Consider the following 12932-nt stretch of genomic DNA (forward strand, 5'->3'; position numbering starts at 1 on the left):
CTCAGGAGTGCCGGTTTACATAGCAGACCCCACGGGTAGAATGGCGCCCTTCTTACTTTCAGCCCGAGCGGACTTCATGGCGTTGCCGACCTTACGTCTCATTGGTTTCATCATCGGCCTCTTCCTGATCACGCTGGCGATCGCCATGGCCGTGCCCATGGCCACCCTGGTGATTTTCGATCGTACCGGCGACCTGCCGTCGTTCCTCTGGGCCAGCATGATCACCTTTGTCGCCGGCCTCGCGCTGGTCATTCCCGGTCGTCCCGAGCACGTGCAGCTGCGTCCGCGAGACATGTACCTGCTGACTGTCAGTAGCTGGCTGGTGGTGTGCATCTTCGCCGCGCTGCCCTTCCTGTTGACCCAGCACATCAGTTACACCGACTCGTTCTTCGAAAGCATGTCTGGCATTACCGCCACCGGTTCGACAGTACTCAATCGTCTGGACGACATGTCTCCCGGCATTCTGATGTGGCGTTCGTTGCTGCACTGGATCGGCGGCATCGGCTTTATCGGCATGGCGGTCGCCATTCTGCCATTGCTGCGTATCGGTGGTATGCGGCTGTTTCAGACCGAGTCGTCGGACCGTTCCGAAAAAGTCATGCCCCGTTCGCACATGGTGGCGCGGTTGATCGTAGCGGCCTACGTCGGCATCACCATTTTCGGCAGCCTGGCGTTCTGGTGGGCCGGGATGAGTCCGTTCGATGCGATCAACCACGCGATGTCGGCGATTTCCACCGGCGGTTTCTCCACCTCCGATCAGTCACTGGCCAAGTGGACGCAACCGGCGGTGCACTGGGTGGCGATCGTCATCATGATTCTCGGCAGTCTGCCGTTCACGCTGTACGTGGCGACCTTGCGCGGTAACCGCCGGGCGCTGATCAAGGATGAGCAGGTTCAAGGCTTGCTCGGCATGTTGCTGGTGACATGGCTGGTGCTCACCACCTGGTACTGGTGGACCACCCAGCTGCATTGGCTGGACGCGCTGCGGCATGTGGCGCTGAACGTGACGTCGGTAGTGACGACCACCGGTTTCGCACTCGGGGACTACAGCCTCTGGGGCAATTTCTCGCTGATGCTGTTCTTTTATCTGGGGTTTGTCGGCGGTTGCTCGGGATCGACCGCGGGCGGGATCAAGATTTTCCGCTTCCAGGTCGCCTACATATTGCTCAAGGCCAACCTTAACCAGCTGATTCACCCGCGCGCGGTGATCAAGCAGAAGTACAACGGCCACCGCCTCGACGAAGAGATCGTGCGTTCGATCCTGACCTTTTCGTTCTTCTTCGCCATCACCATCTGCGTGATCGCCTTGCTGCTGTCGCTGCTCGGCGTCGACTGGATGACCGCCCTGACCGGCGCGGCCAGCACCGTGTCCGGCGTCGGGCCAGGACTCGGCGAGACCATTGGCCCGGCGGGCAACTTCGCCACCCTGCCGGATGCCGCCAAATGGATTCTCTCGTTCGGCATGCTGCTCGGCCGACTGGAGATCATTACGGTCTTTGTTCTGTGTATTCCGGCGTTCTGGCGTCACTGACCCTGTTCGGCGCTTCCATCAGCCGCACCCGGTATTCGCCGGGGGTGGCGTCGAACCAGCGTCGGAAGGCGCGGAAGAAATTGCTCGGATCGGCGAACCCCAAGAGGTAGGCAATTTCCAGCAGGGTCATGGTTGGCTGCGCGAGGTATTGCTCGGCCAGTTCGCGTCGGGTGTCATCAAGCAATGTCTGAAAACTCGTGCCCTCTTCCTGCAAGCGCCGCTGCAACGTCCGTTGCGACAGGTGCAGAATCTGCGCCACGGTGTCGCGCTTGGGCTCGCCCTGGGGCAGCAAGCGGCACAACACCTGACGTGCCTTGTGAGTCACGCGCCTCTCGGAAAACCGCGCCAGGTATTCGCCGGCAAACCGGTCATGCAGCAGCGCCATGGCCTCGTTGGCGGTCGGCAAGGGTGCTTCCATGTCGGCGCGTTCGAAGATCAGGGCGTCGTAGGGCGCGTTGAACACCATCGGCGCATGGAAGGCTTGTTTATAAGGTTCAAGATCGGCGGGCTGTTCGCCCTGCACCAGCACCTTGCGCGGTTGCAGGGTGCGCCCGGTCAGCCAGCCGCACAACGCCAGCGCGCAGGCCATCGAGGCTTCGGCACTTTGTCGGGTCGGCGGCAAGTGGTCGCCGTGGACCGTCAGAATCAGCGCGTAGCCCTCATCCAGCAGGCGGAAACTCAAGTCCGCACTTTCGGCAATGATTCGCTGATAACGCACCAACCGCTTGAAGCCTTCGGCCAAAGTCTGGCTGGACATCAGGACGTAGCCGGTCACATGAAACTGCGCAGGTCGCACCACCTTGCCCATGTTCAGGCCGATCGCCGGGTTGCCGGACAACTCGACCGCTCGCTGCCAGAGTCGCGTCATGGAATCTTGCGGGAAGCGCGCATCCGGATCGTCCAGTGACGCGTAGTCGAGCCCCAGCTGCTTGAACAGATCCCGGCAATCCAGGCCGTCCATCTCCAGTGCTTTGACAATCCCCATCGCCCAGCTTGCAGAAGTCGTTCGTTCGCTCATGGCGTTTACTGACATGGTGAGCCGCATGCTACGGCCAATTTCCGAAGGATACTAAAGTGGCGCCCATTGTCACTGGCTGATGCCAATGATCACTCTAGACTCAAATAAGCTACCCGCAGAACAACTTGCAGTCAGAACAATAAGCACAGAGATCGCAGTCGTGGAAAACAACAACCGTTTCAACAGCTTCGCCGAGTTCTACCCGTATTACCTGAGTGAACACAGCAACAGTACCTGCCGACGATTGCACTTTATTGGCACGACACTGGTTATTTTCATTCTGGCCCTGACCATCGGCAAAGGGGCCTGGCTGTGGCTGCTGGCCCTTCCATTGGCCGGCTACAGCTTCGCCTGGGTCGGGCACTTTTTCTTCGAAAAGAACCGTCCTGCGACTTTTCAACATCCGCTTTACAGCCTGCTTGGCGATTTCGTCATGTACCGCGACATGATTCTGGGCCGCGTGCCGTTCTAGGCTCGATTGGCCAGCAATGCGTCCTGCACAGCCAGTGCGCTGATAGATACAGGTCCGTTTCGACAAGAACAAGAGGATAGCCGATGAATGCCAATGCCCGTTTCACCCACATGCAGGAAGGCACACAGGAAGACTGGGCGATCATCGCCGCCGACTTCAGTGCCTATGCGAGGCAATTGCCGACACGGATTGTGGCGCACCTGAAATTACTGGAGGGTGATTTTGGCGGCTTCCCGGTGGATCGTCTGACCCATTCCCTGCAAACCGCCAGCCGTGCCTGGCGCGATGGCCGCGACGAAGAGTACGTGGTGTGCGCCCTGCTTCACGACATCGGCGACACCTTGGGTTCCTACAACCACCCGGACATCGCGGCAGCGATCCTCAAGCCATTCGTTAGCGCCGAGAATCTGTGGATGGTGGAGAAACACGGGATCTTCCAGGGGTACTACTTTTTCCATCACCTGGGCATGGATCGGCATTTGCGCGAGCAGTTCAGCGGTCATCTGCAGTATCAGGCGACCATCGAGTTCTGCGCGAAGTACGATGCGGCGGCGTTTGATCCGGCGTATGACACGCTGCCATTGAGTTTCTTTGAGCCGATGATGGAGCGGTTGTTTGCTCATCCCAGGCATTCAATCTACAAGGCGGCGATGGAAGAGCATTCGCCAGCCTAAGATCAAAAGATCGCAGCCTTCGGCAGCTCCTACAGAGGACCGCATTTCCATGTAGGAGCTGCCGAAGGCTGCGATCTTTTGATTTTTTACGCGGGCTCCGCGACCTTCATTGCCTTCAACTCCGCCTCCCGCGCCTGGGCATCCGCCAACCGGTACAACTCGATCGAGCCATCCCAATGCTCGATCAGCGCCGTGCACGACTCCACCCAATCCCCGCAATTGAGGTATTCCACTTCGCCGACCTTGCGAATCTCGGCATGGTGAATGTGCCCGCACACCACCCCGTGCAGTTCGCGTTTAACGCATTCGTGGGCGATGGCTTCTTCGAAGTCGCTGATGAAGCTGACCGCGGTTTTCACCTTGTGCTTGAGGTACGCGGACAACGACCAGTAACCGTAGCCATAACGGGCACGCCAGTGGTTGAGCCAGCGGTTGAGGGTCAAGGTGAATTCGTAGGCCGAATCGCCGAGAAAGGCCAGCCAGCGGTGATAACGGGTGATCACGTCAAACTGGTCACCATGGATCACCAGCAATTGGCGGCCATCGGCGGTCACGTGCACGGCTTCGTCCACTAACTGGATGTTGCCCAGGATCAGCTTCGAATAGCGGCGCAGGAATTCGTCGTGGTTGCCGGTGACGTAGATCACCTCGGTGCCGCGCTTGCTCATGGTCAACAGGCGACGGATCACGTTGGTGTGCGCCTGCGGCCAGTACATGCCGCTGCGCAGCTTCCAGCCGTCGATGATATCGCCGACCAGGTAGATCTTGTCCGCGTGGTAGCCCTTGAGAAACTGCGACAAATGCTCGGCCTGGCAATCCCGGGTGCCCAGATGCACATCGGAAATCCATAGGGTCCGTACACGTTGCTTACGGCTGGGTTTGGCGAGCTCGGCGCTGGTCATGGGCAACCCTCTGCGATATTTTTTTCAAGCTTGCGCCGGTCCGGTTAATTGCCCATGACAGTGGCAAGTCAGTCCTGTGACAACGCGCTGGAGCGACCTCGGTGTAGACTGACGGCCTTAATCGGGAGACCTGCGATGAGACCGATCCTCACGCTACGCCAATACACTCACGACCTGATCGTCCACAGTCACGACCACGCGCAACTGGTGTTCGGGCTCTCGGGCGCGCTGGATTTCGAGGTCGACGGGCGTGGCAGTCAGGTGGTTCAGCAGAGTTTCGTGGTGGTCCCGTCCGGTTTTCATCATGCGTGCGGCAGCGCCAATGGCAGCCGCTGCCTGGTGCTGGACGTGCCGAGCGATCAATGGGTGGCTCAGTCCCTTGGCGAGCACGCCGACGCCAGCCGTCGTTTACTCGACAACGCCGGGCGTCTGCCGCTGGATGCCGGGCAAAGCCAATTGGTGAACTGGCTGGCGGGCAGTCAGGTCAGCGACCCCTTGATTGCGCAACAAGGTGCGGTGCTGTTGTTGGCCAGCCTCAACAATGCCAGCCCCGAAGTGATGGGTGGTCGGCGTCTGCCCTACGCCGCGTTGAATACACACATCGATCAGTACGCGGCCTATCCGCTGCAAGTGGCCGATCTGGCGCGCATCGCCGGCCTGTCCAGCGCTCGGCTGCATGCGCGGTTTGTTGCGGAATGCGGGCAGACGCCGATGGACTACATTCGCAGTCGTCGTTTGCACATGGCCGTGAGCATGTTGCGGGATTCGGCGTTGCCCGTTGGCGAGATTGCCAGTCGGGTTGGCTACAGTTCGCAAAGTGCATTTTCAGCGGCGGTGTTGCGGGAGTTTGGTGCCTCCCCCGGAAAATTGCGGCGCGAGGCTGGCAACAAATGACAATAGTCTCGCGACAGACAGGCCCCGCTTTACACGCTTCAATGTAGGAGCTGCCGAAGGCTGCGATCTTTTGTCCTTGATCTTAAAAAACAAAATCAAAAGATCGCAGCCTGCGGCAGCTCCTACGCCTCTGTTCGTTTGTTGTTAAGGATTGCAATGACTCCCCGTTCCGCCCTTGGCGCCCTGCATATCGGCGCACTGATGTTTGGCCTGACCGGAGTGTTCGGCAAACTCGCCGCCGCCTCCCCCGCCGTCATCGTCTTCGGTCGTGCAGCCTTTGCCGTGCTCGCCCTCGCCGTTTTCGCGCGGTTCGCCAGCCAGACGCGCTGGCAGAAACTGCACGCCGTGGACTGGCGTCGCCTGCTGCTCAGCGGGTTGTTGCTGGCCGGGCACTGGGTGAGTTTTTTCATTGCGGTGAAGGTCGCGGGCGTAGCGATCGCGACCCTGGGTTTCGCCAGTTTCCCGGCGTTTACGGTGATCCTGGAAGGGTTGATTTTCCGCGAGCGCATTCGCGCCAATGAAATCCTCCTGGTGGTGTTGGTGAGTGTCGGACTGGTGCTGGTCACGCCTGACTTCGATCTGGCCAGCGGCGCCACCACCGGCCTGTTGTGGGCGGTGGGCTCCGGGTTGCTGTTTGCACTACTGTCCCTGACCAACCGCGCCAGTTCAGGAAGAATTCCGCCGGTACAGGCTGCGCTGTGCCAGAACGTGGTGGTCGCGTTGTGCCTGCTGCCGGTGGCGGCGCCACAGTTGAGCGAAGTCCGCACCATCGACTGGCTGTGGATCGGCCTGCTCGGAGTGTTCTGCACCGGCGTCGCTCACAGCCTGTTCGTCGCCAGCCTCGCGGTGATCAAGGCGCGAACCGCCGCCGTGGTGTTCGCTCTGGAGCCGGTTTACGGCATCACCGTGGCCTGGCTGCTGTTCGATGAAAACCCGACGCTGCGCATGCTGATCGGCGGTGCATTGATCATCGTGGCGATTGTGGTGTCCAGCAGGCTATCGGGCGCTTCAAGCAAAAAAGTGGTCGCTGCCGAAGCCGCGTCTCACTGAGTGCGGTCGTTGTGCCCGAGGTCGCGGTCCGGATCGATCTGATCGCGGACCCGCTGCTTCAGCACCTTGGCCTCCGGGAAACCGCCGTCCGCCTTGCGCTCCCAGATCTGCACATCGTTACAGAAGATGTGAAACACGCCACCGGTGCCAGGCACCAGCGACACTTTGCCCAAATCATCGCCAAAGGTACTGAGCAGTTCTTGCGCCAGCCACGCGGCACGCAACAGCCATTGGCATTGCGTGCAGTAGGTGATGACGATTTCCGGTTTGTGCGTGGTCATGACGGGCGAAACTCCTGAGCCAGAGGGCGTCGCCATGATAAAGCGTCAGCGGATACCGGCCAACAATGTCCGCGCGGTCTGCTTGAGCGGCTCATCGCCGTCCTTGAGCAACTCGTTGAGCAGCTCGATGGCACTCTCCAGATCGCCGTCATCGATGCAGGTCTGGGCCTGTTCCAGTTTGCCTGTGCTGGTCGGTTCCCCCGGTTCCAGGTTCAGAGGTTCAAGGTCAAGTGACTGACCGGCATCACTGAATTCGTCGAGGAAGTCGTCGTCCAGGGACTGTGAGTCCGGTTCGGCGATCCATTCCAGCTCGGGCTCGTCCAGGGTCGGTTCTTCAGGCATCTCCACCAGATCAGGCAACACGTACAGGTTCGAGGTGAACGCCGGTTCCTCTGCCTTGGGCGGTTTGTCCGAGGGTTTGGTGTTTTCGAATGGACTGACCAGATCCCAACTGGAATCCATCGACAGGTCATCCAGGTTCAACTGGAACTCGTCGTCCGGCGCTGCTTCAGATTTCACCGGTGTTGTGATGGCTGCCGCAGCAGCCACGGGCACCGCATTGTCCAGTTTCGGGTAGCGGGCACGGATGTCCTGAAGTTGCTGAGAATCGAACCCGGCATCCCGCAAGCTGTTTTCCTGCGCGTCATAGGCTGGCCCATCCCCTTGCTTGCCGAGGACTTCCAGCAATTGCACGGCCAGGTCCGTGCGTTGTGGCTCCTTCTCCAAGGCATCACGCAACAAGCCCGCCGCTTCGGAAAAACGGCCATAGGCCAGATAGATGCCGACGCCTTCCAGCACATCGCCTGACGGTGTCTCGTCTTGACGATCGGGCGCAGGTTTCGGCGGGGTGGGTTTTGCTGGCGGCTCCACGGTTTGATTGAGCACCGGCTCGTGTCGCGACGGCAAAACGGGACGATCTGCGGCCAGTACCTGAACCTGCTGTCGTTGGCGGCGAACAAACAGTCCCACCAACAGCAATGCCACCAACGCCAACAACCCGACGATCAGCGGCCAGTCGGACGTCTCGGGCTCTTGCACCGCGACCGGGGCTGGCGCCACCGCTTGCGGCGTAACCGGGGGCGCTTGCTGGACCTCCACCAATCGGGTTTCCAGCTCGATTATCTGTTTTTTCTGGCCGGCGATCTGTTCGTCCTGGGCCTGAAGTTTCACGTTCAGCTCGTCGACGGTTGTTTGCAGTTGCTGGTTTTGCAGCACGCTGGCGGCCAATTGCTCGGCGAGGGGATCAATGACCGGTACAACGGCTGGTTCAACAGTAGGGGCAGGTTTGTTCGCTTCGGGTGACGGCGCAGTGGCCGGTTGGACGCTCGGGAATGGAGAGTTCGGGGAGCTGGAGACCGGCTCGTCGGCAACCGGCACAATTCCCGGCGTACCCGGCGGATCGATCAGCACTGTGTACTCGCGTAGCACACGCCCATTGGGTTGATTGAGCTGCACGAGAAAATTCAGGAAAGGTTCGTCGACCACTTTGCTGGAGCTCACCCGGATCAGACTCTGGTTGCCCCTCAGGATTGGCGTGAACTTCAGATCATTGAGAAAGAACACCCGCTCGACGCCGGCGCGACTGAATTCGTCCGCCGTCGCCAGACTGACGGACAGGTCGCCCTCCTCCAGACCGGCAGCATCCACCAGGGCGATATCGACAACCAGCGGTTGATTCAATGCCGAATGCACAGTGATTTCACCCAGCCCCAGCGCGGGTGCCAATGCCGAGTAGGTCACAGCCCCGCCGGCCAGAAGCAGTCTGGCGCACCACCGCAATACAACGTGCCTACTCTTGAGCATGAGCATCCCTTAAATAACCAGAACCAACCAGTGCGTGTTCGCACATCCGGTACGAACACGATATTGCCTAGTAGTTCTTTATAGTCTGCCCAACGGAGTATCTCAAAAAGCTTACACCCGGTTATGCCTCAGGATTTTTCCAGGTTGGCCAGAATGTGCCCGTGAACACGCATGCAGACCTTCAAATCCGCCTCGTCAACGCCATCAAACAGCTCGTGGCGCAGTTGAGTGGCAATGGTTTCAATTTGTTCGATCAGAGGACGGGCCGGGGCGCAGAGGACAATTTTTTTCGCCCGGCGGTCTTCCACCACGGCTTGGCGCTGGACGAGGCCCTGGCTTTCCAGACTGTCGAGCAGTCGCGCCAGGGTCGGCCCTTCGACGCCGACGCTTTGCGCCAGTTCGCGTTGGGTCGGCGCCTCCTCGAAGCGTGCCAGGTGCAGCAGCACCAGCCAGCGCGCCTGGGACAACCCCAGACCGGCCAGACGGCGGTCCAGTTCGGCACGCCAGCCGCGCGACATCTGGGCCAGTTGCATGCCAAATCGGTGTTGATCGGTTAACGGCATAAAACACTCATGGTTAGACTGAAATAGAGAAAAACTAATTATTAGTCAGCTAAGCATGGCCCTTGGTTTGAGGCAAGGCTTGCTCTGTACTGAATCGTTACACCCATACAACCGTATCCGGGATTTGAGCTTCAGATTTCGAATTCCGATTGCAGCGCGGCACGTACGCAATACAAAACACCTTCCGGCACGCGACCGGCGAACAGTGCCGCAATCTCCGCCACCGGCGGCAATTCGCCCTCGCCGTCGAGGAACGCATCCTGAACTTCGCCCATCAAGTCTTCGGGCAGGTCCAGCGCCTGTTCCAGCGACAACTGCTGCTTGCCGATTGCCTCGGCGAGCATGGTGTAGACGTTCTTTTCCGAGCATTGCAGTTGACCGGCGATTTGCAGCGGCGTCATGCCAGCGCGAGCGAGGGTGATCAGCTCGTGACGCACATCGGCTACCACTTTCGGGGCCTCGGCCTGACCGCCGAGCACTTCGAGGAAAGCCTCGCCGTAACGCTCCAGTTTGCGCGCACCGACGCCGCTGACCGTGGCCATTTCCGACAACGAGGTCGGTTGGCTGCGGAGCATTTCCAGCAACGTCGAGTCGGGGAAGATGACGTAAGGCGGCACGCCGTGCTCTTCGGCGAGCTTGCGACGCAGGGCGCGCAAGGCTTCCCACTGTTCGCGCTCTTCACCACGGACCAGTTGGCTCGCTTGGCTCTTGCTGCTTTTCGCCGTGGTTTGCGGCTTGAGGTCGCGGCGCAATTCCAGGGTCACTTCGCCCTTGAGCAGCGGCCGGCAAGTAGCGCTGAGGCGCAGGCCACCGTAGCCTTCGAGATCGATGTCGGCCAGACCACGAGCCACCAGCTGGCGGAACAGGGAACGCCATTCGCTCTCCCCCATCGACTTGCCGACACCGTACACCGACAGATGCTGATGACCGAAACTGCGGACCTTTTCGTTGTCCTTGCCCAGCAACACGTCCACCAGATGGCCGACGCCGTAGCGCTGACCGGTGCGGAAGATCGCCGACAGTGCCTGACGCGCCGGCTCGGTGGCGTCCCACGTCTGCACGCCATCGACGCAGTTGTCGCAGTGGCCGCATGGCTCGGGCATGTCTTCGTCGAAGTACGCCAGCAGGGTTTGACGACGGCAACGGGTTTCTTCGCAGAGCGACAGCATCGCGTCGAGCTTGTGCTGCTCCAGACGCTTGTGGCGTTCGTCGCCTTCGGAGTTCTGCAGCATCTGCTTGAGCATCACCACGTCTTGCAGGCCGTAAGCCATCCAGGCATCCGCCGGCAGACCGTCACGGCCACCGCGCCCCGTTTCCTGGTAGTAAGCCTCAAGGGATTTCGGCAGGTCGAGGTGAGCAACGAAGCGTACGTTGGGCTTGTCGATGCCCATGCCGAATGCCACGGTGGCGACCATGATCAGGCCTTCCTCGTTGAGGAAGCGTTTCTGGTGGAGCGCTCGCGTTTCGTTGGGCAGTCCGGCGTGGTACGGCAGCGCCGGGAAGCCTTGCTCGCTGAGGAACACCGCCACTTCGTCGACCTTTTTGCGTGACAGGCAATAGACGATACCGGCATCGCTGCGCCGCTCGGCGAGGAACGCCAACAACTGCTTGCGTGGCTGCTCCTTGGGCACGATGCGGTAAAAAATATTCGGCCGGTCGAAACTGGAGAGGAAGCGTTCAGCATCCTGAAGGTGCAGGCGATCGACGATTTCTTCCCGGGTGCGCTTGTCGGCGGTCGCGGTGAGAGCGATGCGCGGGACGTTGGGAAACAACTCCGCCAATTGGCCCAGTTGCAGATATTCGCGGCGGAAGTCGTGACCCCATTGGGACACGCAATGCGCTTCGTCGATGGCGAACAGAGCGATTTCAAGGCTTTGCAGAAACGCCAGCATGCGCGGCTGAACCAGACGTTCAGGCGCGAGATAAAGCATTTTTACTTCACCGCGTTTGATCCGCGCGGCGAGGTCGCGTTGCTGCTCGGCGCTCAGCGTGGAGTTCAATGCAGCAGCGGCGACGCCCAGTTCTTCGAGGGTCGCGACCTGGTCGTCCATCAGCGCGATCAGCGGCGACACCACCACCGCCAGGCCTTCGCGCAACAGCGCCGGCACCTGGAAGCACAAGGATTTGCCACCGCCGGTAGGCATCAGCACCAGGGCGTCGCCGCCACTGGCCACGCGCTCAATGATTGCACCCTGGCGGCCACGAAAACTGTCGTAGCCGAAGATGTCCTTGAGGACGCGTTGAGCCTGTTCGAGCATAAAAACTCCAAAAATCACCAAAACATCCCTGCAAGGCTGGTTCAGGATCTGCAAGGCTGCACCGACAAATCGTAAGTGCGCGTTGCATGACGCTTCACATTTCAGCCGCGACGCCAGCAGGGCATCACAAAACGCGGGAGTATACCCGAGGCCTCCGCGTCAAAGGGCGCCGCTGATAAGACACACAAGGACAAACACCGCGTAACCTGTGGGAGCGGGCTTGCTCGCGAAGGCGGTCAAACGTTCAACATTTACATTGACTGACACACCGCTTTCGCGAGCAAGCCCGCTCCCACAGGTTGTTCGCGGTGCTCCGCGAGGTTGCATGGCTGCAAATATCCCGCGCGGCTGGCCTGTGTGCTCAAGAAGGCCTAGAATTCCCGCATCTGTTTAATTCCCAAGGTAGCCCTTTAATGTCCTTCGCTGAGCAACTAACCCGCCTGCAAGTCTTCCTCGACGCCGATGAACTGCATGACGAGGCGCTGGACTACGTGGCCGCCCACGGCTACCTCACCGCGCTGTCGATCTGTTCCGAAAGCGTTCCCGACCGTGAATGGATCGATGCCCTCTTCGCCGAAGAGCCGCATTACGCCGACGACACCGAGCGTGAAGCCATCGAATCCACCCTGCTGGCCCTCAAGGCTCACATCGCTCGCCAACTGGCGTCCGATGAAGAATTCGAGCTGCCGTGCGACCTCGACCTGGGCGAAGAGCCGGACGATTCCGACCTGCGCGGCTGGTGCATCGGTTTCATGGAAGGCGTGTTCCTGCGCGAAGCGGCCTGGTTCGAAACCGCCGAAGACGAAGTCAGCGAAATGCTGCTACCGATCATGGTCGGTTCGGGTCTGTTCGACGAGCAGCCCGAGTTCTCCGACATCGCGGCCGACCCGAACCTGATGGACGACATGATCGTGCAGATCCCGGAAGCCCTGACTGCGCTGTACCTGCTGTGCAACGCGCCAGACGAAAAACCGGCGATCCTCAAGCCACGTCACCACTAAGGTTCTGCCTATGGACAACCCCATAGGCAACCGCTCCCTGATGTTGCGTTACGGGCTGCTGGCCATCGGCTGGCTGAGCGTAGCGCTGGGGGTGATCGGGATTTTCCTGCCGGTGCTGCCCACCACGCCTTTTCTGCTGTTGGCGGCCGCGTGTTTCGCCCGCAGTTCACCGCGTTTTTATCACTGGCTGGTGGAGCACCCACGGCTGGGTCCGTGGATTCGCGATTACCTTGATGGAAACGGCATTCCGCTTAAAGGCAAGGTGTACGCCATCGGTTTGATGTGGGTGAGCATCCTGTTGTCGTGCTACCTGGTGCCCCTGCCGTGGGCACGCGGGTTCATGCTGACCAGTGCAATGCTGGTGACGATCTACATACTCAAGCAAAAAACCCTGCATCGACCCTGAGCCCTCTCTGTGATTGATCCAAACAAAAAACCCGCCATCCCTTACACAGGGATGGCGGGTTTTGTTGTTTAAGGCTCAG

The 12932-nt window shown here is 60.1% G+C and carries 13 protein-coding genes; 7 read left to right on the plus strand and 6 right to left on the minus strand.

The window, feature by feature from the left end; translation table 11 throughout:
* Window positions 1-76 precede the first annotated feature (76 nt).
* Complete coding sequence (locus ACYZTL_RS08265; protein ID WP_461951371.1) at window positions 77-1531, plus strand: TrkH family potassium uptake protein; 1455 nt, start codon at window positions 77-79, stop codon at window positions 1529-1531.
* Here the strand turns inward: ACYZTL_RS08265 and ACYZTL_RS08270 are convergent.
* Window positions 1488-2549: an AraC family transcriptional regulator gene (locus ACYZTL_RS08270; RefSeq protein ID WP_461951372.1), complete on the minus strand. Its 1062-nt coding sequence runs from the start codon at window positions 2547-2549 to the stop codon at window positions 1488-1490. The genes ACYZTL_RS08265 and ACYZTL_RS08270 overlap by 44 nt on opposite strands.
* 160 nt (window positions 2550-2709) lie before the next feature.
* Between ACYZTL_RS08270 and ACYZTL_RS08275 the strand changes: the two genes are divergently transcribed.
* Both ACYZTL_RS08275 and ACYZTL_RS08280 read left to right on the plus strand, forming a co-directional pair.
* Complete coding sequence (locus ACYZTL_RS08275; RefSeq protein WP_461951373.1) at window positions 2710-3021, plus strand: Mpo1-like protein; 312 nt, start codon at window positions 2710-2712, stop codon at window positions 3019-3021.
* A gap of 83 nt (window positions 3022-3104) precedes the next feature.
* Entirely contained in the window at window positions 3105-3695 is a 591-nt protein-coding gene (locus tag ACYZTL_RS08280; protein ID WP_461951374.1) for an HD domain-containing protein, read from the plus strand.
* Window positions 3696-3781: 86 nt separating this feature from the next.
* Here the strand turns inward: ACYZTL_RS08280 and ACYZTL_RS08285 are convergent, their stop codons facing one another.
* Window positions 3782-4597, minus strand: a complete 816-nt coding sequence (locus ACYZTL_RS08285) for a UDP-2,3-diacylglucosamine diphosphatase (RefSeq protein ID WP_461951375.1) — start codon at window positions 4595-4597, stop codon at window positions 3782-3784.
* A 135-nt stretch (window positions 4598-4732) separates the two neighbouring features.
* Here ACYZTL_RS08285 and ACYZTL_RS08290 point away from each other — a divergent pair, with 135 nt between their 5' ends.
* Both ACYZTL_RS08290 and ACYZTL_RS08295 read left to right on the plus strand, forming a co-directional pair.
* Window positions 4733-5491 carry a helix-turn-helix transcriptional regulator gene (locus ACYZTL_RS08290; protein ID WP_461951376.1) on the plus strand — a complete coding sequence of 253 codons (759 nt, stop codon included), beginning with the start codon at window positions 4733-4735 and terminating at the stop codon, window positions 5489-5491.
* Window positions 5492-5647: 156 nt separating this feature from the next.
* Window positions 5648-6541 (plus strand): DMT family transporter, encoded by an 894-nt coding sequence (locus tag ACYZTL_RS08295; RefSeq protein WP_461951377.1) that lies wholly within the window; start codon window positions 5648-5650, stop codon window positions 6539-6541.
* Here ACYZTL_RS08295 and ACYZTL_RS08300 read toward each other — a convergent pair.
* The 4 genes from ACYZTL_RS08300 to recQ all read right to left on the minus strand — a co-directional run bounded on the left by ACYZTL_RS08300 (window position 6535) and on the right by recQ (window position 11446).
* Window positions 6535-6822, minus strand: coding sequence for an Rdx family protein (locus ACYZTL_RS08300; protein WP_461951378.1), 288 nt, complete (start codon window positions 6820-6822; stop codon window positions 6535-6537). The two genes, ACYZTL_RS08295 and ACYZTL_RS08300, sit on opposite strands and share 7 nt — an antisense overlap.
* A 45-nt stretch (window positions 6823-6867) precedes the next feature.
* On the minus strand, window positions 6868-8625 hold the full coding sequence (locus tag ACYZTL_RS08305) for a FimV/HubP family polar landmark protein (protein WP_461951379.1): 1758 nt from the start codon (window positions 8623-8625) through the stop codon (window positions 6868-6870).
* Window positions 8626-8753: 128 nt separating this feature from the next.
* A complete protein-coding gene (locus ACYZTL_RS08310; protein WP_461951380.1) occupies window positions 8754-9188 on the minus strand; it encodes a MarR family transcriptional regulator in 435 nt (144 codons plus the stop codon).
* A gap of 131 nt (window positions 9189-9319) precedes the next feature.
* Complete coding sequence (recQ, locus tag ACYZTL_RS08315; protein WP_461951381.1) at window positions 9320-11446, minus strand: DNA helicase RecQ; 2127 nt, start codon at window positions 11444-11446, stop codon at window positions 9320-9322.
* 413 nt (window positions 11447-11859) lie between these two features.
* On the opposite strand from recQ, the gene ACYZTL_RS08320 reads away from it, so the two are divergent.
* Both ACYZTL_RS08320 and ACYZTL_RS08325 read left to right on the plus strand, forming a co-directional pair.
* Complete coding sequence (locus ACYZTL_RS08320; protein ID WP_262164422.1) at window positions 11860-12447, plus strand: YecA family protein; 588 nt, start codon at window positions 11860-11862, stop codon at window positions 12445-12447.
* 10 nt (window positions 12448-12457) lie between these two features.
* Window positions 12458-12853, plus strand: coding sequence for a YbaN family protein (locus ACYZTL_RS08325; RefSeq protein WP_461951382.1), 396 nt, complete (start codon window positions 12458-12460; stop codon window positions 12851-12853).
* The last annotated feature ends 79 nt before the right edge of the window (window positions 12854-12932 follow it).

Source organism: Pseudomonas sp. LB3P81, assembly GCF_054897965.1.